The sequence below is a fragment of the Pseudomonas sp. FG13 genome (assembly GCF_057809755.1).
In genome coordinates this window covers 204226-224558 of the sequence record NZ_JBMDKO010000005.1, presented here as the reverse complement: position 1 = coordinate 224558, position 20333 = coordinate 204226, and the positions used below count along the sequence as shown (strand labels likewise).

Annotated in this window: 16 protein-coding genes; 10 read left to right on the top strand and 6 right to left on the bottom strand. The window is 61.2% G+C overall.

The window, feature by feature from the left end; genetic code table 11:
* Nucleotides 1–7: 7 nt before the first annotated feature.
* Nucleotides 8–682 carry a DUF1028 domain-containing protein gene (locus ACODTO_RS07350; protein ID WP_489106160.1) on the top strand — a complete coding sequence of 225 codons (675 nt, stop codon included), beginning with the start codon at nucleotides 8–10 and terminating at the stop codon, nucleotides 680–682.
* A gap of 19 nt (nucleotides 683–701) precedes the next feature.
* On the top strand, nucleotides 702–1868 hold the full coding sequence (gene argE, locus ACODTO_RS07345; protein WP_489106171.1) for an acetylornithine deacetylase: 1167 nt from the start codon (nucleotides 702–704) through the stop codon (nucleotides 1866–1868).
* Here argE and ACODTO_RS07340 read toward each other — a convergent pair.
* Nucleotides 1835–2743, bottom strand: a complete 909-nt coding sequence (locus ACODTO_RS07340) for a LysR family transcriptional regulator (RefSeq protein ID WP_139642697.1) — start codon at nucleotides 2741–2743, stop codon at nucleotides 1835–1837. The two genes, argE and ACODTO_RS07340, sit on opposite strands and share 34 nt — an antisense overlap.
* A gap of 328 nt (nucleotides 2744–3071) precedes the next feature.
* Between ACODTO_RS07340 and ACODTO_RS07335 the strand changes: the two genes are divergently transcribed.
* The 5 genes from ACODTO_RS07335 to ACODTO_RS07315 all read left to right on the top strand — a co-directional run bounded on the left by ACODTO_RS07335 (nucleotide 3072) and on the right by ACODTO_RS07315 (nucleotide 9057).
* On the top strand, nucleotides 3072–4502 hold the full coding sequence (locus ACODTO_RS07335; protein ID WP_489106170.1) for an aldehyde dehydrogenase: 1431 nt from the start codon (nucleotides 3072–3074) through the stop codon (nucleotides 4500–4502).
* Between the two features lie 39 nt (nucleotides 4503–4541).
* Complete coding sequence (locus ACODTO_RS07330; RefSeq protein WP_139642702.1) at nucleotides 4542–6140, top strand: GMC family oxidoreductase; 1599 nt, start codon at nucleotides 4542–4544, stop codon at nucleotides 6138–6140.
* Nucleotides 6141–6425: 285 nt separating this feature from the next.
* A complete protein-coding gene (locus ACODTO_RS07325; protein ID WP_139642705.1) occupies nucleotides 6426–7412 on the top strand; it encodes an ABC transporter substrate-binding protein in 987 nt (328 codons plus the stop codon).
* Nucleotides 7413–7426: 14 nt separating this feature from the next.
* Complete coding sequence (locus tag ACODTO_RS07320) at nucleotides 7427–8230, top strand: ABC transporter permease (protein ID WP_139642708.1); 804 nt, start codon at nucleotides 7427–7429, stop codon at nucleotides 8228–8230.
* On the top strand, nucleotides 8218–9057 hold the full coding sequence (locus ACODTO_RS07315) for an ABC transporter ATP-binding protein (RefSeq protein ID WP_139642711.1): 840 nt from the start codon (nucleotides 8218–8220) through the stop codon (nucleotides 9055–9057). The genes ACODTO_RS07320 and ACODTO_RS07315 overlap by 13 nt, the downstream gene beginning before the upstream one ends.
* Nucleotides 9058–9070: 13 nt before the next feature.
* Here ACODTO_RS07315 and ACODTO_RS07310 read toward each other — a convergent pair whose 3' ends face one another.
* On the bottom strand, nucleotides 9071–9739 hold the full coding sequence (locus tag ACODTO_RS07310) for a phosphoribosyltransferase (RefSeq protein ID WP_489106159.1): 669 nt from the start codon (nucleotides 9737–9739) through the stop codon (nucleotides 9071–9073).
* A gap of 267 nt (nucleotides 9740–10006) precedes the next feature.
* On the bottom strand, nucleotides 10007–13588 hold the full coding sequence (gene mgtA, locus ACODTO_RS07305) for a magnesium-translocating P-type ATPase (RefSeq protein WP_489106158.1): 3582 nt from the start codon (nucleotides 13586–13588) through the stop codon (nucleotides 10007–10009).
* A 242-nt stretch (nucleotides 13589–13830) separates the two neighbouring features.
* Between mgtA and ACODTO_RS07300 the strand changes: the two genes are divergently transcribed.
* Entirely contained in the window at nucleotides 13831–14400 is a 570-nt protein-coding gene (locus ACODTO_RS07300) for a GNAT family N-acetyltransferase (protein WP_139642718.1), read from the top strand.
* A gap of 21 nt (nucleotides 14401–14421) precedes the next feature.
* On the opposite strand, the gene ACODTO_RS07295 is transcribed toward ACODTO_RS07300, so the two are convergent.
* Both ACODTO_RS07295 and ACODTO_RS07290 read right to left on the bottom strand, forming a co-directional pair.
* Nucleotides 14422–16110 (bottom strand): HAD-IIB family hydrolase, encoded by a 1689-nt coding sequence (locus tag ACODTO_RS07295; protein ID WP_489106157.1) that lies wholly within the window; start codon nucleotides 16108–16110, stop codon nucleotides 14422–14424.
* A gap of 225 nt (nucleotides 16111–16335) precedes the next feature.
* On the bottom strand, nucleotides 16336–17256 hold the full coding sequence (locus ACODTO_RS07290; RefSeq protein WP_489106156.1) for a universal stress protein: 921 nt from the start codon (nucleotides 17254–17256) through the stop codon (nucleotides 16336–16338).
* Nucleotides 17257–17536: 280 nt separating this feature from the next.
* Here ACODTO_RS07290 and ftsH point away from each other — a divergent pair, with 280 nt between their 5' ends.
* Together ftsH and ACODTO_RS07280 are read left to right on the top strand one after the other, a co-directional pair.
* The gene (gene ftsH / locus ACODTO_RS07285; protein ID WP_175364137.1) at nucleotides 17537–19372 is read left to right on the top strand and encodes an ATP-dependent zinc metalloprotease FtsH; all 1836 of its coding nucleotides are present in this window, start codon (nucleotides 17537–17539) and stop codon (nucleotides 19370–19372) included.
* A gap of 22 nt (nucleotides 19373–19394) precedes the next feature.
* Nucleotides 19395–19820, top strand: coding sequence for a potassium channel family protein (locus ACODTO_RS07280; RefSeq protein WP_464708906.1), 426 nt, complete (start codon nucleotides 19395–19397; stop codon nucleotides 19818–19820).
* A 156-nt stretch (nucleotides 19821–19976) separates the two neighbouring features.
* Here the strand turns inward: ACODTO_RS07280 and ACODTO_RS07275 are convergent, their stop codons facing one another.
* Nucleotides 19977–20147, bottom strand: a complete 171-nt coding sequence (locus ACODTO_RS07275) for an alpha/beta fold hydrolase (protein ID WP_464708907.1) — start codon at nucleotides 20145–20147, stop codon at nucleotides 19977–19979.
* Nucleotides 20148–20333: the final 186 nt, after the last annotated feature.

The window sequence follows — 20333 nt, the reverse complement described above, 5'->3', positions numbered from 1 at the left end:
ACACACCATGACGTTTTCCATCGTCGGTCGTTGCGCCGAAACAGGGCAGTTGGGTATCGCGATCAGCTCTTCCAGCATTGCCGTGGGCGCCCGTTGTCCGTGGCTGCGCCCCGGTGTGGGCGCGGTTGCCACGCAAAACATCACCCTCCCCGCCCTCGGCCCTCAGGTGCTCGACCAGTTGGAACGCGGACTGTCTGTGGCCCAGGCGCTGGACAAGGCGCTGACCAGCAACGGCTACAGCCAGTTTCGCCAGCTGACCGCCATCGATCACCTCGGCCAGACCGCCCACTTCAGCGGCAGCGAAACCCTCGGCACGCACCATGCACTCACCGGTGAGCAATGCGTCGGTGCGGGCAACATGCTAGCGGATCGCGCGGTTATCGAGACGTTGGTACACACTTTTGAAAACAGCGGCGGTCAGTTGGCAGATCGACTGATTGCCGCGATGCAGGCAGCCGTGGCGGCCGGAGGTGAAGCCGGCCCGGTGCACTCGGCGGCGCTGGTGGTGGTGGGCGAACTGACCTGGCCGATCGTCGATCTGCGTGTGGACTGGGCTGACGAAGACCCGATCGGCAAGCTGGCGCAGCTATGGGCCGACTACAGCCCGCAGATGCAGGATTACATCACTCGTGCGCTCGACCCGACCAAGGCCCCCAGCTACGGCGTGCCTGGTGATGAATAAAGCACCATTGAGCGAACACATGAGCAGCAGCCGGGATCTATTGGCCGCCCTGGTGGGCTTCGATACCACCAGCCGCGAATCCAATCTGCAGTTGATCGAGTTCGTTCGTGATTATCTGGCGCAGTTCGACGTGCCCTGTGAGCTGATCTACAACGAGCAGCGCAACAAGGCCAATCTGTTCGCGACGATAGGCCCGCCTGATCGGCCGGGCATCGTGCTGTCCGGTCATACCGACGTGGTGCCGGTGGACGGCCAACCCTGGACCGTGGCGCCGTTCGAGCTGAGCGAAAAGGACGGCAAGTTGTTCGGGCGCGGCACGGCGGACATGAAAGCCTACATCGCCTGTGTCCTGGCGGCGGTGCCCGGATTGCTGGCCGAGCCGTTGCGGATGCCGGTGCACATCGCCCTGTCCTATGACGAAGAATTCGGCTGCCTCGGTGTCCGCTCGTTATTGGCCGAGCTTGAGCAGCGCCCGGTCAAACCGCTGCTGTGCATCATCGGCGAGCCCACCGAGCTCAAGCCGGTGCTCGGGCACAAGGGCAAGCTGGCGATGCGCTGCGACGTGGAGGGCGCGGCCTGCCATTCGGCCTATTCGCCCCAAGGCGTCAACGCCATCGAGTACGCCGCCGAATTGATTACGGAGCTGGGACGCATCGGCTCAACCCTGCGCGCCCCGCAGTTGCATGACACTCGCTTCGATCCGCCGTTCAGCACCGTGCAAACCGGCATGATCAGCGGGGGCAAGGCACTGAACATTGTACCGGCGGATTGTCGGTTCGATTTCGAAGTGCGTGCGCTGCCGGCCCAGGACCCGCTCGAAGTCGCACAGCAGTTGCAACAGTACGCCAGGGAGCAAGTGCTGCCGCGCATGCGTGAAGTCAATCCGGGCAGCGACATTCGTTTCCGCGAGCTGTCGGCGTATCCAGGCCTCGCCACCGATGCCAAAAGCCAGGCAGCACAGCTGATTGCACAGTTCTGTGGTTCACAGGCGTTTACCACCGTCGCGTTCGGCACCGAGGGTGGCCTGTTCGACGCCATCGGCATTCCTACCGTGGTGTGCGGCCCAGGCAGCATGGATCAGGGGCATAAGCCGGATGAGTTCGTGAGCCTCGAACAACTCGAGGGATGCGATGAGATGTTGCGTCGGATGACTCAGGTCCTGGGCGCCAACTCTTCCCGGCAATGATCCACGAACAGTTGCGCCGGTTTGGTCAATGCCGAACGGCGAAGCCAGGCGGCTGACAGTCCCGAGCCGGTGACCTGCTCGGCCAGCGGCACGCACACCACTTTCTGTCCATCGTAGGTGTATTCGGATTTGGGTCGGGTCACCAGGATCGAGAAGCCAAAACCGCGCCCCACCATGCCCCGGACCATCTCGATTGACGGCGAGCTGAACTGAATGTGCGGGGACAGACCGCGTTCTTCGAAGATGCTGACGAAGTAGGTCCGGCTCGGCTGTACGTCCAGCAGCACCATGGGTTCGAGCACCAGATCGTTGAGCGACACCTTCGCCTGATTGGCGAAGCGATGCCCCTCAGGTAACAATGCATAGGGCTGCTGCGGCGCCATCAGCGGTGCAGTTTCGATCGTGCTGTCCAGGTCATGCTCATACAGAATCGCCAGGTCGATGCTGCCCGACGTCAGCGCCTGCACCAGTTCCTGTTGCTCACCATCGCGCATGCGAATTTCCACCCCCGGCCAGCGATCGCGAAAACCGGAAAGCAGCCGCGGCAGATACAGCGGTGCGACGGTTTCGAAACAGCCAATGTCAATCTGACCGGCAACGATATCGTTGTCGGCCAGGGCGTTCTGCTCGAACTCATGGGCCACCCGCAGCAGTTCCTGCGCCTTGCGATAGAACCGCGCGCCGCCAGGGGTCAGCGTCACGCCCTGGGCATGGTGCCTGATGAACAACTGCACCGCGAAGCTCTCTTCCAGATGCTTGATCGCGGTCGAAACCGAAGGCTGCGCGATGTAGAGCTTGCGCGATGCCTCGGCGACGCTGCCGCACTCCACCGTGGTGACGAAGTACTTGAGTTGTCGCAGGTTGTAAGCGGCCATAGCTACCTCGAATGGGGTGAACCGGAGTGCTGGATCCTGCGCGTTATTCTGCGTGGTTCACAGCCGCGAAGAAACAAGCAAATTGCTCTCCAATGAAGCTAAAAAAGCGATGTTCATACAGTCTTAGTCGCCTCTCAAGGAAACATTTCGGGCGAGCTTTTTTATCGGTAGCAACGACATTTTTAATAATTTCCCGTCGCCTGGCATTCCCCCACTATCGGCCCCACTGATTGTGACCATGGCCCTGGAGGCCATTGAGGAGTGTGCAGTGACGGACTTGAAAAGCTGGCAGCGCCTGGCTGACAGCCAACGCTTCATCAACACGGCAATGATCGCGGGCAAGCCTCACCAGGTGCGCAACGGCGCGACCTTCGCCGTGGTCAACCCGGCCACGAATGACTTGCTGGCCAATGTGGCCGCTTGTTCGGATGCCGAAGTCAACGAGGCAGTCCAGAGCGCTCGCCGTTGCTTTGAAACCGGGCCATGGGCGCGCATGCACCCCAGGGAGCGCAAGGCTGTGCTGCTGCGCCTGTCCGAATCGATCCTGGCCCATCGCGAAGAGCTTGCACTGCTCGACTCCCTGAGCATGGGCAAGCCGGTGATGGACGCCTACAGCATTGATGTCCCGGGCGCCGCCCACGTATTCGCCTGGTACGCCGAAAGCCTCGACAAGCTGTACGACCAGGTCGCACCGACCGGCCCTGGCACGCTGGCAACGATCACTCGGGTACCGCTGGGGGTCATCGCTGCCGTGGTGCCGTGGAACTTCCCGCTGGACATGGCGGCCTGGAAACTCGCCCCGGCGCTTGCCGCCGGCAACAGCGTGATTCTCAAACCCGCGGAACAATCCCCCTTCTCGGCCTTGCGCCTTGCCGAACTGGCGCTGGAAGCTGGCGTACCGGAAGGTGTCTTCAACGTCATCACCGGCCTCGGCGAACAGGCAGGACGCGCACTGGGCCTGCATCCGGATGTCGACGCACTGGTCTTCACCGGTTCCACCCAGGTGGGCAAATACTTCATGCAATACGCGGCGCAGTCGAACCTCAAGCAGGTGTGGCTGGAGTGCGGTGGCAAGAGCCCGAACCTGGTGTTCGCCGACTGCCAGGATCAGGACCTGGCCGCCGAAAAAGCCGCGTTCGGGATTTTCTTCAACCAGGGAGAAGTCTGCTCGGCCAACTCGCGGCTGCTGGTGCAGCGCTCGATTCATGATGAGTTCGTCGAGCGCCTGATCGAGAAAGCGCAGCACTGGCAGCCCGGCGATCCACTGAACCCGGCCAGCAAAATGGGCGCCATCGTCGACGCCACCCAGGCCGCACGCATCATGGATTACATAGGCGAAGCGAGTGCCAGCGGTGCACGACGGGTGGCGGGCGGTGAACGGGTCGTCATCAACGGCTCGGACAACTTCATCCAGCCGACGCTGTTCACCGACGTCACACCGGGCATGCGCCTATCTCGTGAAGAAGTATTCGGCCCAGTGCTGGCAATCACGTCATTCGATGATGAAGACCAGGCCGTGCAGATGGCCAACAAGCACATCTATGGGCTGGCTGCATCGGTGTGGAGCGACGACCTCAATCGCGCACACCGGGTCGCCAGCCGACTGAATGCCGGGACGGTTTCGGTCAACACCGTCGACGCGCTGGACGTCAGCGTACCGTTCGGCGGTGGCAAGCAGTCCGGCTTCGGTCGCGACCTGTCGCTGCATTCCTTCGATAAATACACACAACTGAAGACCACCTGGTTTCAGCTGCGCTGAGCCATGCCTGCCACTTGGGGCGCTTTCAAGAGGGAACGCATGAAAACCGAATACGACTACATCATTGTCGGCGCCGGTTCGTCCGGATGCGTGCTGGCGAACCGCCTGAGTGCCGATCCCGACGTCAGCGTCTGCCTGATCGAGGCGGGAAGCCACGACAACAGCCTGCGTATCCAGACGCCAGCCGGGACCATCACGTTGTACAAGAGCAAAAAGTACAGCTGGAATTTCCTCTCGGCGCCGCAAAAGCACCTCAACGGCCGAACCCTGCACACACCACGCGGCAAGGCGCTGGGCGGCTCCAGTTCGATGAACAGCATGATCTATATTCGCGGTCACGCCAGTGATTACGACCGCTGGGCGCAGGCCGGTTGTGCCGGATGGGACTGGGACAGCGTGCTGCCCTACTTCAGGAAATCGGAAAACAACCGACTCGGCCAGGACCCGCGCCTGCATGGTACGGCTGGCGAGCTGCACGTCGAAGCGGCACGCGATCCCAATCCGGTGTCGCGACTGTTCGTCAACGCCGCGCAGCGCATGGGCATCCCTCTCAACGACGACTTCAATGGCGAAACGCTTGAAGGCTGTGGCCTCTACAATCTGACGCAGAAAAACGCACGGCGCCTGTCGAGCTATCGCGCGTTTGTCGCCCCCGTGCTTGATCGCCCCAACCTCACCGTGATCACTGATTGCTCGGTGCAGGCCTTGATGCTCCAGCAGCGAGTGGCCAAGGGGGTGAAGGTGGTCTCGGACGGCAGGACCCTGGTCCTGAGTTCGAACCGGGAGGTCATTCTGTCGGCAGGCTCGCTGGGCAGCCCGAGCCTGTTGCTCGCGTCCGGCATCGGACCTGCGAGCGAGCTGGAAAAGGCCGGGATCAAGGTTGAACACGACCTGCCCGGTGTCGGCAAGAACCTGCAGGATCACCTCGACGGGCTCATCACGGTGCGTTCGAAAAGCCCGCTGACACTGGGTTTCTCACTGGGCGCCCTGCCAAGCATCGTCCTGTCGCCGCTGCGTTATGTATGGCGCAAAAAAGGTTGGTTGACGACCAATTATGTCGAGGCTGGGGGATTTGCCCGTACACCGCTGGCCAACGCCCTGCCGGACGTGCAATTTCACTTCGTGCCAGGCTATCGCAGTCATCGCGGACGGCTGTTCGAGTGGGGACACGGATATGCCGTGCACACCTGCGTGCTGCGCCCCAGGAGCATCGGCGAGATACGCCTGGACAGCGCGGCCAAACCGGTCATCGACTTCAATTTCCTCTCCGATCCCGAGGACGCCAGGGTCTTGATCGAAGGCCTTAAACTGGCGCGCAAGATCCTCGCCGATCAACCGTTCGATGGCATTCGTGGCAAGGAGATGCTGCCCGGCGCCCACGTACAGACGGACGAACAGCTGATGACCTATGTGCGCGAATATGCCGCGACGGTGTTCCACCCGGTGGGCACCTGCAAGATGGGAGTCGACGCCATGAGTGTGGTCGGGCCGGACCTCAAAGTGCATGGCATTCAAGGCCTGCGCGTGGTCGATGCCTCGATCATGCCGACGCTGATCAGCGGCAATACCAACGCGCCTTGCATCATGATCGGCGAGAAAGCGGCGGATCTGATCCGGTGCCGTACCACCGTCTCTTGAAGTCACGCAGCAGCCTCGAAGAACGCCGTTTTCCGCACCAGGAAGCGGCGTTTTCTTATTGCGCGCCCCAGGTTGGAACGCTATTCACGCCCCCTTCCCCACCCCAGTTTTTTCCTCATCACCGACCACATATTTACTAATTTTCCTATCCCCCGACATCGGCCACCATCAATCCTGCCCACAGAGGCAAAAAGGTCCGCAAGAGGCCATAAGCGATGTGTTTTTGGCGTCTAGCCCACTGCCCCGAGAAATAACGAATTACAACCACGATTCCGGGAGTGTTACATGATCAAGTCTTTCGTATCGCGTTGCGTGCGTCCGCTGGCCCTGTCTGCAATCGCTGCCGGCCTTGCCGGTGGTGCTCAAGCCGGAACCCTGTCCATCGGACATACCACCTGGGTCGGCTACGGCACCCTCTACCTGGCCAAGGACCTGGGCTACTTCAAGGAACAGGGCCTCACCGTCGAGTTGCCGACCATCGAAGAAGCCTCCATGTACATGGCTGCCCAGGCCTCGGGCAAGTTGTCCGGTTCGGCCTCGACCCTCGATGAAATCCTCAAATACCGTCCGCAGTTCTGCTTCAAGGCCGTGGCCGCGCTGGATGACAGCCACGGCGGCGACGGCGTGCTGGTGGGCAAGGACGTCAACAGCCTGCAGGACCTCAAAGGCAAGGCCGTTGCCGTCAACGAAGGTTCGGTGTCGCAGTTCTGGCTCAACTATCTGCTGAAAAACGCCGGCATGAAGATGAGCGACCTGACGATCCAGAACATGACCGCAGACGACGCGGCCACCGCCTTCATCGCCGGCCGCGTGCCGGCCGCGGTGACCTGGGAACCGCACCTGACCACCGTGCGCAAGAAACAACAAGGCAAGGTACTGGTAGACAGCAGCACGACGCCTGGCGTGATCGTCGATGTCGTGGCACTGAGCTGTGATGTGATCGACAAACAGCAGGCTGACGTCAAGGCGCTGGTCAGCGGCCTCTACAAGGCCGTGCAATACACCAAGGACCACCCGAAAGAGGCCTACGCGATCATGGCCAAAGGTGTCGGTGGCTACCTCGCCGACCCGGCTGAACTGGAAGCTGCCGCCCAGGGCGTGCGCTTCTACGATCAGGCCATGAGCGAAAAACTGCTGGGCAGCAACGGCACCCAGGGCGATGCCGCCACGGTGATCAAACTGGCCAACGAAACCGCCAGCGAGTTGCAGGGCAAGCCGTACAACGTGAGTTACAGCGACCTGATCGACAACCGCTTCATCAGCCCGAAATAAACCAGGAGCACGTCATGTCCAAGCGCAATTCGTGGCTCAACCGCTGCCTGACGCCCAAGACCAGCCTGCCTGTACAGGTGATCTGGAGTGCCAGCAGCCTGGCCTGGGTCCTGATGATCGGTCTGTGGGCCTTTCTTTCCTACGGCGCCGTGGTACCAGCGATGTTCCTGCCAACACCGGGCGCAGTCTTCGAGGCAGCCATGCGCCTGGCCCGTGACGGCACCCTCGGTCCGCATGTGTGGGCCAGCGTGGAAGTGGTGATGGTCGGTTTCATCGTCTCGTCGGTGGTCGCGGTGCCGATCGGCCTGATGATGGGCAGCTTCCGGGTCGTGCAAGCGTTCCTCGAACCGCTGGTCAACTTCATCCGCTACCTGCCGGTCACCTCATTCGTGCCGCTGTTCATCCTGTGGATCGGCATCGGCCTGGAACAGCGGGTGTCGATCATCATTTTCGGCGTGTTTTTCCAGCAACTGGTGATGATCGCCGACGTGTCCAAGGGCATCTCCAAGGATTTGATCAACGCCTCCTACACCCTGGGCTCCAGTCGCACGGATGCGGTGCTGCACGTGATCGCCCCGGCTTCGCTTCCCGGTGTGCTGGACACCTTGCGCGTCACCATGGGGTGGGCCTGGACCTACCTGGTGGTGGCCGAACTGGTCGCGGCTTCCAGCGGCCTGGGGTACCTGAGCCTCAAGGCCATGCGTGGTTTTCAGGTCGATGTGATTTTCCTGGCGATCGCCGTCATCGGCCTGCTGGGCCTGATCACCGATCAACTGTTCAGACTTCTTCGCTTGAAGGTGGCCGCATGGGCTCAGTAACCGCAACCTCACCGATTCAGCTACGACCAACCCCCGTGAGCGCCCCTGCCACACCGCGCCTGCGGGTCGACAACGTCACCCTGCAATACAAGACGCCGTCGGGCGATACCTTCACGGCGCTGGACAAGGTCACGTTCGACGTTCCCGATCAACAATTCGCGGTGCTGGTGGGCCCATCAGGTTGTGGCAAATCCAGCCTGCTGTACCTGACCGCCGGCCTGGCTGAGCCAACCGCTGGCGACATCTATGTCGGCGGTCAACAAGTCGACGGCCCCGGTGCCGATCGCGGCATGGTGTTTCAGGGCTACACCTTGTTCCCGTGGCTGACCGTGCGCAAGAACATCGAGTTCGGCCTCAAGCGGCGCGGCATGCCCGCCGCAGAGCGCAAGGACATCGTCGAGTTCTACCTGAACGAAGTCGGTCTGCGGCGCTTTGCCGACAACTATTCAAAACAGCTTTCAGGCGGAATGATGCAGCGCGTGGCGATCGCTCGTGCGCTGGCCAATGACCCGCAAATCCTACTGATGGACGAACCCTTCGGCGCGCTCGACAGCCAGACCCGCCTGCAAATGCAGCAACTGCTGCTCAAGGTCTGGGAGCACAGCAAGAAAACCGTGCTGTTCGTCACCCACGACATCGACGAGGCAATCCTGCTCGGCGACCGCATATTCGTGATGGGCGCGCGCCCTGGCCGGATCAAGGAAGTGCTCGACGTACCCATCGGCCGCCCGCGCAATCTCGACATGGTCATGGACCCGGAATTCATTTGCATGAAGCGCAACATTTTTCATCAACTTCATGATGGGCCGGAGGATCATGGCGATTGATCCGACATCAGCCTCATCGGCGCTGCCAGGCCCGCTGCATTAACTCAATGACACCCTCATCGCTGGTCTGGGGGAAACTCGAGTACCAGTAACCGACGGACATCATCCGCTCAGGCATCAGCGGGCAAATCACTTCATTGACGATGCAGCGCAGGGTTTCCACCGTATCTGGCGGCGCCACCGGCACCGCCACGACGATACGCGCCGGGGCCTGCAGCTGCACCGCGTGGATGGCGGCGATCATCGAGGCCCCCGTGGCCAGGCCGTCATCGATCAGGATGACCACCTGGTCTTTGAGTGGCACCGGCGGCCGCGTCCCCCGGTACACCTGCTCGCGGCGTAATAGCTCGCGGGTTTCCCGTGCGACCACGGCGTCATAACTGTCTTGATCTATCGAATGCGCCCGCAGCATCTCTTCATTGCGAATGCGTATCCCGCCACTGGCGATGGCGCCCATGGCGAATTCCGGCTGGGAGGGAACACCGAGCTTGCGCACCACCAGGAGGTCCAGCCGCACCTGCAGAGCGGTCGCCACCTCATAGGCCACCGGAACGCCGCCACGGGGCAAGGCCAGGACGATGACGTCGGGGCGCCGTGCATATTTAAGCAACGGCTCCACCAGGCTTTGACCGGCCGCAGACCGATCCTGCCAGAGGGTTTGCAGAGAAGGACTATGGGTCATAGCTCACCTCATCAGGCGCTGACGCCTGCGGTTTGATTACATCGGACTGGCCGTCAGGGCGCGGTTGTGTTCTGGTCCAGCCGGTCGCGATGGTCCTGGAGATTGGGACGGCAGAATGCAAACTGGTTTATCCCAACGCCTGGCGCCAATCCGAGCATAGGAGCCGCTGTTGGGCGGGTCCTGATCCAGATCAGAAAAATCAGAAACAAGAAATAGCGGAGCATCCATCTCGCGAATCGCCTGAGGCAAGCCCTGGAAGGCGCGTTCCTATGCCATACCGCGAGCGCGGTTCAAACGTTGGTGGCGGTAGAAGAGCCGCTTCGCTCCTTCAGCCACCGCCATGTACACCCCGCTGATTGCCAGCACTGTCAGCAGGATCGGCAAGGGCAAGGGTACCAGGCCAAACCACGGCGCCATCGGGCTGTAAGGCAGCCCGACGGCCAACGCACCGATGGCCGCGGCACTCGACAGCAACAGCTTCGCCGGCCGGCTGTGGTAGAACGGGCGGTAGGTGCGCACGATGAAAATCGTCAATAGTTGGGTCAGCAGCGACTCGACGAACCAGCCACTGCGGAAGACTTCGGGACCCTTTTCCGCCAACAGGTACAGCGCCGCGAAGGTGAATACATCGAACAGTGAGCTGACCAGTCCGAACACCACCATGAAGTTGCGGATTTCACTGATGTTCCAGCGATGAGGGGTATTTTCCCATTCGCGATCGACGTTGTCGCTGGCGATACCCATGGAGGGGATGTCAGAGAGGAAGTTGTTGAGCAAAATCTGCTTGGCCAGCATCGGCAGGAAGGGCAAGACCAGGGACGCGAGAGCCATGCTGATCATGTTGCCGAAATTGGCACTGGAGACGATGGAAATGTACTTCAGGGTATTGGCAAAGGTATGCCGGCCCTCCTCGATACCTTCGCGCAACACGTCGAGGTTGTGCTCCAGCAGCACGAAGTCGGCGGCCTGTTTGGCCACATCGGCGGCGTTATCCACGGAAATACCGATATCGGCCACCTGCAGCGCCGGAGCATCATTGATGCCGTCCCCCATATAACCGACGACGTGCCCGGTCTTTTGCAGGGCGCGGATGATGCGCTCTTTCTGGTTGGGGTCGACTTCGGTGAAGAGCGTCGTCAGCGGCGCCAAGTGCATCAATGCCTCGTCTTTCATGGCACCTAGTTCGGCACCGGTGATGATCCGCTCCACCGGCAGGCCCACGGCCTGGCCGACATGCCGGGCGACCAGATGGCTGTCGCCGCTGATGATCTTCACCTGCACGCCGAGGCGGCCAAGGCTGGCAATGGTGTCTTTGACACCCGGCTCCGGCGGATCGAAGAACAGGAGAAAACCGCGAAAGGTCATGTCCTTTTCTTCGTCCCGGCCATAGTGCGAAAGGTCCGGCAAGACACGCGTGGCCAAGCCCAGAACCCTGAACCCCTGCTCACTCCAGTCGGCGAAACGCTGCGTGATCGCGGCCCGCTCGTTCGCGGTCAGCGCCAGCAATTGTTCGCCGCGGCGCACATGGGTGCAGACCTCAAGCACGTTATCCAGCGCCCCTTTGGTCACCATCAGCCTGGCGGCCTCCGGTGCATTCGCGACCACCACGCTCAAGCGCTTGCGGACGAAGTCATACGGTACTTCATCGAGTTTGCTCGCCCCGGGACAGGGCGCCAGGGTTTTACCAGCCAGGGTGATCGCATCGTCCATTGCGTTGCGCATGCCGGTCTGCAGGCTGGCATTGAATACCGCCAACTGCAGGACAGTGGCGTCGACATTGCCCTCTGCGTCCATGGCGCCGTCCAGCACGACGACACCTCGGGTCAGCGTACCGGTCTTGTCGGTACACAGGATGTCCATCGCCCCCAGGTTTTCGATGGCATTGAGGTGACGCACGATGACGCCCTTGCCCGCCATGCGTTGTGCGCCTTTGGCCAGGGTGATGCTCAGGATCGCCGGCAGCAGCTCCGGCGACAGCCCGATGGACAGCGCGATGGCAAACAACAAGGTATCGAGGGCGGGACGATGCAACAGGATATTGATGCCGAACACCACGATCGTGATCACCAGCATCACCCGCAGCAGCAACCCGCCAAAGCGTCGCAGGCCGCGCTCGAACTCGGTCTCGGGCGGGCGCAGCGTCAGGGTCTTGGCAATGCGCCCGATTTCACTGTCCGAGGCGTAGCGGGTGACCAGCACCTCGGCGGTCCCGCTGCGCACCGAGGTGCCCATGAATACACAGTTGTGCCGTTGGCCGAGGGTGGCCTCAGGTGTGCAATCGCCCGGTAATTTCTCTACCGGGAAGGTTTCGCCAGTAAGCAGACCCTCGCCGATGAAGCAATCGAGGGCCTGCAGAATCCGGCCATCGGCTGCGATCAGGCTGCCGGCGCTGAGCAACAGGATATCCCCCGGCACCACCTCGCTTGCGGCAATATCCAGGGGCTTGCCGTCGCGACGTACCGTGGCGCGCAGTGCGATCTTGCTGCGCAATTGCTCCACCGCCGTGCTCGCGCGATTTTCATACCAGGCGCTGAGTACCGCGCTGATGAGCACAATGCAGCCGACAATCGCCGCATCCAGCCAGTCCCCCACCGACACGGCCACCAGCGTGCCCACAATCAGGATCAGCACCAGAGGTGTGCGCATTTGCTCCAGCACCAGCCTGCCCAGACCGCGCGGGCGGTCCTTGGGCCGGGCCGGCGCGCTACGCATGCGCGCACGGGCCTCGGCCTGGCTCAACCCTTGCGGGCTGCTGTGGACGTTGCTGAATACCTGGTTCAGCGCCGGGCTCCAGTAATCGGTGGTAGCCAGGCGCTCCGGTTGCCTGGCGGTGGAGCGCCATTCGCGATGGGCCAGCCAAAGGCCGGGCAGCATCGGTAACCAGAAGGTCAACCCGCGAAACAACAAGGTGGCGGAAAGCGCCACTGCAACGTTCACTCCGACCCAATGCAACGTCACCACCGCCGCCGCTTCGAAGGCGCCGAGCCCACCGGGCACTATGCCGATACTGCGCAGCACACTGGCCAGCATAAAGCCGGCAAACAACCCCAACGGAGGTGCCGAGACACCCAGCGCCCGGACCAGAACCCACAATGTCGCGCTATCCAGCACAATGATCATCAGCTCCAAGAGGGTAATGCGCCAGAGCAGACCCGGGCTGCGAGCCAGGTCTTTGTCCGCGCCCGTGAGCAATGACACGACTCTGGCGACAATCGAAAAGTGCTGTCCCGGCAGATGCGCTACCCATCGCGGGTTGCCCGTCAGTCGAGGCATGACGACTGCCAGCAGCAGGCTTACGCTGACGAACAGCAGGCACGCCGTCATGACCGTCGGTGTGGCATGGCCCTGGAGGATCACCACCGGCAATGCCACGCCGACTGACACTGCATACGCCAGAAAATACCCGGACAAGTCCAGCACCAGGCTTGCCAGTACCAGCGGTTTTGCGAACCCGAGGCGGACAAAGGAGGCCACGACCGCGAAGGCTCCGCTGATGCCCGAGGACGGTAGCGCTTGATCGACAAACAGCTTCATCACACTGAGTCTGCCCGCGTCCCAGAGTGAAAGCGGTTGTGCCCCGGCCTTGAGCACGACTCGAAAGACCTGGCCTTGAGCGATATACGTGAGCCCCTGCAGAACCAGTGCGGCGACCAGCCATAACGGCTCTGCCCGGGCCAGCAAGCGTGTGAACGATTCGACGTCGGTGAATCGCAGAGCCACACCGACCACGGCCGCAAACATCGCGGCGCCCAGCAGCCAGCTTAGCCACAGCGCGGAGCGGCTATAGGGTGGGTCTTCTTCACACACAGGCGAATCAATGACACCTGGAGTGGGCGATTTGACAGGCATGCCGTGCCCCTGAACGAATCAGCAGAGTGCCTGATTCTGGCGCGGTACGGATGGCTGCGTTTGACCCAGGTCAACCCGCGAACGGCAGCGGTACGGATGTGCGGGTGGAGCATATGTCGCTGAATGCCACGGCCTTTGCGGGTCCGCATCGCGCTTTCTGACTTTGATCAATACGCCGGCGCCCCCGAACCCTCAATGTGATCCCGGTCGTTGTTCGACCTCACTGTGCGCTGGAGTCCACCATGCTAGCTAATCAACACACTGCTGCTCTCATTGCCGAGATGGATAAAGCACCGCCCGCAGAACACTGGCTGGAGAAGCTGAGCGACGGAACCCATGTGCTCATTCGTCCGCTGTCGACCGACGATCATGCGCGCCTGCTGCTTTTTTTCCAGCGTTTGTCTCCACTGTCGTTGCGTTTGCGCTTTCTGGGGGCGGTGAACCATGTCGATGGGCACGCCATCGATACACTGCTGAGCGAGTCCGAGACGTTCAGCCAAGGTTACCTGGCACTGATCCACCATGAGGGCGAGTTGCAGGTCATCGGCGTCAGCCACTACAGGCGTGCCGCGGATAATCCCGAGCACTGCGGTTGCGCTGTCGCCGTTGCCGAACCCTGGCTACGCAAGGGCCTGGGCCGTTTATTGCTGGGGCATCTGATAGATGCAGCCAGGCGCAAGGGGTATCGCAAAATGTGCTCGACGAACCTGTCGACCGATTACCCGGTTCATGGGTTGTACAAGCAATTTGGCTTTACCTCGGCCTACCTGGATCGGGACTTCGATCGCATTGTTCACCAACTGGAGCTCTAATCGGGTAAGTTGCCCGACCTTTCATCGGTGTTCCAGATGGTAGCGCGCTTGCACCAGGCGCGCGATCCGAGCCAAGGCATCCTGGGACGCCACCGAGGCGTCGGTTTCCAGCAGATGGGTTTCGTTGGCCAGCACGTCATCGCGGATCACCTCGCGAAACCAGTTGGAAAAGTCTCCGGCCTGGCGGTGTTGGCAGAAGGCGCCATCGTCCAGGCGCGCCAGCGAAGATAAAAACTCGGCCAGGTTCGAAGCGCGTTGGTCGAGGCTTGGAAAGTAGAACGCATGCCAGTCCCCCACATCCCCCGCCGCATATTTGCCACTGTGGCGATGATGTTTCTGCTGGGGCTGCTGCGGGGTCATCTGCACCACTTCGTTACCTTTGCGCAGCTCCCAGAGACAGCAGTATTCAGGCGCTGAGGTGCGCGGTGCAAAATCCGGGCTGCTGCGCTGCGTGTGCTGGGCAAAACGTTGGACCAGCTCCCGGGCGGTGCTGCCCAGCGTCACCAGTACGTCAACCACCTCCAGCACGGACGGACAGACCTGCTCGAAATCCAGCGCCACGATGACTGCCCCCATATTGGCCAGGAACCCCGCAGGCCAGGCAGCACAGTGGGGCAACATGTAGTGAGCCTCGTCCACCACCAGCCAGTAGGGTCGACCCGAGGTGCTGCGTAGCTGCTGGATAAAAGGCAGCAATTCGCCGAACAGTTGCACCCGGGCCGGCGGGTCCAGGGCCAAGGTGCTTACCACGACGTTGAGCCGTGCCAGCAACAGGTGATGCAATGACTCTTCGGTGGTCGGCGGAACGGTCAGTCCTCCCACCGTTACCGCACCGTCCAGGGACAGGTAATCGCCTTCGGGATCAATGATGCAGAATCCCTGACGCGCCTCGACCATGCGCTCGGTCAGCCAGGTCACATAGCTCGACTTGCCGGAGCCGGAATTGCCGATGACCAGCATCACCGACTCCGGCGCCAGCCAGACCTTGCGCGCATCGGCGGTCTGCCCCAGTTCCATGCCGATACGCTCGACCGGAACCAGCGCCGCGTCCTTTTCCAGGAGCATGTCGATCAATTCGCAGACTCCTTGCCCGTGATCATTGCGCAGGCAAATATCTGCCTGGGCCTTGATCGATTCAATGGCGTTGTTCACCGCCGCCGCACAGCCGCAGATCGCCAGAAACGCGTGGTCATTTTCGGCATCGCCCACACCGACCACGTTCAATTCACAGATCCCCAGTCTCAGCAACGCCGCGCTCAGGCCCGAGGCCTTGTTCACTCCCGACGGCAAGACCATGACCGCATCTTTGTTGAAGGTCATCTGCAACTCGAGGCCCAGTTCGCGTATCGAGGTGATCACCGCGCCCTCGAACGGATGCCAGGTGGCGATGACCGACCTGCCAACGGATAAAGGCGAAACGCCTTTTTCCCGCAGGCGCCGCACCAGTTCAGTCGAGGCAGAATCGGCGATGAGCTCCTCTGTGTCGGTGCGCGGGTCGTACAAGAGCGCTCCGTTTTCCGCGACCACCAGGTCGAACAGATCCAAACGGTCAAAATGATGCTTGAGCGCTTGCAGCTCCCTGCCGGTAATCAACAACAGCTTGCGACCGCTGTCCTTGAGGGTGGCCAGCGCTGTACAGACTTGCGCCGGAACATTGCCGCTCTCGGCAATCGTGCCGTCATAGTCCACCGCCAAGGCTAGGAAATGCATGATTGCTCCATGACGGGTTCGGTGGTGCAGGCCCCGTCAACCGATACTCGATGAGGTTGAGATCTTGCCGTTCATTCCGTGCAGCGGCTCGGTGGGCAAAGGCATCTTGTGCGAATGCGCTTTGAACCAGCCCCCGCACGTTGCTCTTTTTCCGCGGGCAGCGATTGATAAAAATCAACTACCCGTGCCATCGAAAACCCCGCGCGTCCATCGCTATCGGCGGTTTCAGTCAAGCCAGGGCAAGGGCTTGACGATCATCAAACTGCATGAAGTACGGTTCAGCACACTCTCGGCAGTGCTGCCCATCATCCGGTCGGGCCCGTCGCGATAGGCCGTGCCCAGCACGACCACGTCGAACGCATTCTGCCGGGCGAACAGGCTGATCACTTTGTGAGGAATGCCAGTCAATACATGCTGGTGCGCCCAGTCGATGCCGTAGCGTTCGGCGAGGGCGTCGAACGCTTCTGCCTGGGCGTCATTGACCGCGTCGCTCAAAGTGTTCTCCAGGCTCAGGGTCGGCACACTCATTGGGGGATCGCCCATCACCGACCAGTTGCTGACATTCAACAGATGCAATTGTGCATCGCAGGCTCGTGCCAATGTCGACGCGAATTCGAGCACGCGTTCGTTGAGCCCGTAGGTCAGTTCCTCCAGATGTGACAGGTCCACGGCGGCGAGTACTTTCAGCGGTTTTGGATGGCGGGCGTTGGTGACCAGGTGCAGGCAGGCCGTACAGTCGCGTAACAACAGCCAATCCAGGGGTTGATGGAAGGTCCGGTCAAGGGCCGAGACATGCTGAGCGTCCTTGACCACCAGGTCAGCGCGAAAATCGTTCACATACGCCAGCACATGCGCCGGGTTGGGTTTTGCCCACACCACTTCATAGTGGATCTCCAGCCCCGCGCGCCGATGAAAGCGAACTTGCTGCTCCAGCCAATGGCGATGGATCTGCAGATAGCCTTCCCTGGCCTGGGCCATCGCGTCATGGTCGAACAGCCCGGCCAATGCCAGCGGCTTCACATAGTCAAACGCCACGATATGGAACAACGCGCCAGTGGCACAGGCCAGCGCGTGGGCCCGGTCAAAGGCCGGAGTGCGAGTCATCTCCGAAGGTGCAATCAATAGAATACGTTTGAATGTCGACATTAGAGACCTCGGCCTACGGGCATGATTGCAGCACGACTTCCTGCCGAGCAGCGCGTGACTGAAAACCATCGTTCAAGTATCCGGTGTTGCCCGACGTGCACTCTGATCTTTGTCAACTAATGTCAGGCCCTTGCCCAATGGCCAAGTCACTCGTGCCTTGTTGATATACCTCAATGACTTTCCGTGGTTTGGGTGTAGAAACCAGTCACTGGCCAATCTTCGCCCGTCATAACACCCAGCGGCTGCATTCGCCGTACGCACCTACTTGTGAGTCGAGGTCATGAAAAAGAACCACCAATGGAATCTGTCCTACTTTCTGGCCGCGTTTGTCGTGTTCGCAGCTGCACAGTTTCTGTGGGCAGAACATCGGGTGGTGCAAAACATCCCCTACAGTCAGTTCCTGCAACTGCTGAACGAGCAGAAAGTCAGCGACTTGCAGGTCGAGAAAGACCAGATCCGCGGCAAGCTGCAAGTGCCGATCGACGGTCACACGTTGTTCTCGACCGTGCGGGTCGACCCCGCGCTGGCCGAGAACCTGGCGCAATCGGGGGCCAGCTTCACGGGGGTCAATGACAATGGCTTCTTGAGCGGCCTGCTGGGCTGGCTGTTGCCCTTTATCCTAATCATGGTGGTCTGGCATTTCCTGTTCCGCGGCGTCGCGGAAAAACAGGGCCTGGGCGGGCTGATGAACATCGGCAAATCCCGGGCCAAAGTGTTTGTTCAACGGGACACCGGCGTCACCTTCGCTGATGTCGCCGGCATCGATGAAGCCAAGGCCGAGTTGGTGGAGATCGTTTCGTTCCTCAAGGACAAGGCCAAGTACGCACGGCTGGGAGCGCATATTCCCAAAGGCACGCTGCTGGTCGGCCCGCCGGGCACCGGCAAGACCCTGGTGGCCAAAGCCATCGCAGGCGAAGCCGGGGTGCCGTTCTTCTCGATCTCGGGCTCGGAGTTCGTCGAAATGTTCGTCGGCGTCGGAGCTGCTCGGGTCCATGATCTGTTCGAACAAGCGCGCGAGGCCGCGCCTTGCATCATTTTTATCGATGAACTGGATGCCCTGGGCAAGATGCGCGGCGTCGGCGTATTGGGCGGCAATGACGAAAAAGAACAGACCCTCAACCAGCTTCTGGCGGAGCTGGACGGCTTCGACCCCCGCGAGGGCGTGGTGCTGCTGGCCGCCACCAACCGCCCGGAAATTCTCGACCCGGCACTGCTGCGCGCCGGTCGGATCGACCGTCAGGTCTTGATCGATCGTCCGGATCGCAAGGGGCGGCAGGCGATTCTCAGCGTGCACCTGCAAAAAATCGCCGTGGACCCGGCCCTCGACAGTGCGCGCATTGCCGAGATCACCACCGGTTTCACCGGCGCCGACCTGGCGAACCTGGTCAATGAAGCGGCGATAGTCGCGACCCGTCGCGGTGCCGACACGGTCAGCCTGGACGATTTCACGGCAGCCGTAGAGCGCCTGGTCGCCGGCCTCGAACGCAAGAGCAGCGTGCTGCGCCCCGAAGAACGCCAGGTGGTGGCGTACCACGAAATGGGCCACGCCCTGGCGGCGACTCACCTGCCAGCCATGGACCCGGTGCACAAAGTCTCCATCGTGCCCCGTACCATTGGTTCCCTGGGCTACACCCTGCAGCGTCCGACGGAAGACCACTTCCTGATCAGTTGCCAGATGCTCAAGGATCGTATCGTCGTGCTGATGGCAGGCCGCGCCGCCGAATGCCTGATCTATGGCCAGACCTCCACCGGGGCCGCCGACGACCTGGCCCGCGCGACTGATATCGCCCGGCAGTTGGTGACCCGCTTCGGCATGAGCGCCGAGCTGGGACAGTCGGTGCTGGAGCGACAAAGCCTGAGCTACCTGGGCGAGCAGATGCAGGCCACGGGGCAGAAAGATTATTCGGAACAGACTGCCAGGGAGGTCGACCTGTGTATACGCGCCCTGCTCGACGAAGCCTACGCACGGGCCAAGACCTTGCTCCAGGCGCATCGCTCCGACCTGGAAACCGGCGCACGCCTGTTGATGGAAAAGGAAAGCCTGACCCCGGCGGACTTCCCCGCGCTGTTGCCACTCAAGCTGGTCGCGGTTGCCGCGAGTTGGGCGTCGTCCTGAGAACAACCCGCCGAGGCTCGCCATGCTGACCATTACGCTGATCAATATGCTGGTAGTGATCACCGCCGTGGTCATTCATTACGAATGCCTGTTGCGCATGAACGACTGGCTGCCACGGCTGAAGGTCTGGAGCCGCTTCAGGATGGTCATAGGCGTATTGGGCGCTCTGTTGGCGCACGCGATCGAAGTCTGGTGCTTCGCCCTGGCGTACTACCTGATGACCCGCGATGGCGAGTGGGGCAGCCTGTCCGGCCAGTTCAATGGCTCTTTCATGGACTGCGTGTACTTTTCCTTCACGACCTATACCACCATCGGTTTCGGTGACATCAGTCCCGTGGGCAACATCAAGTACCTGACCGGCCTGCAAGCACTGACCGGTCTGGTGCTGATCACCTGGACGGCATCCTTTCTGTTTCTCGAAATGCAGAAGTACTGGAAGAGAAAGTAGCGCCTTGCACCAGCCACCTCAGGACTCGGAGGGCCGTGCTCCAGCCCCCCGCACATCTGGAGATAATGACTTATGCGTTGATTTTTCAAGCAGTTGCCAGCAACAGTGCCAGCAGTGCGTGATTCAACCAAATCTGAAGCCAGGTGGGCCGCACGCTCACGACCCGAGAAAGGCTTCAATATGCTTGGCGATGGCATCCGGCTGTTCAGGAAACGCGGCATGGCCCATGTGATCGATTTCAATCAGCGTGACCCGATCCGGAAACTCAGCCTTGAATTCCCATGCATTCTCGGGAAGCGCCGCAACATCCTGTTTGCCCCGCAGCAAAAGGATCGGGACTCTGCCTCCGGCGGCCCACCAATGCTTTTGCTGTGGTCATGGCCGGCAATCTTCTGGACATTGGCCCTCGTCGGGGCCATGCACTACGGGAGCGGCATTTTCAGTGCAGCATTGGTCAGTTGGTTAGCGGATGGAACACCGAAGGGCATGGCGTTGGTGATGGGCGGGGCTGGC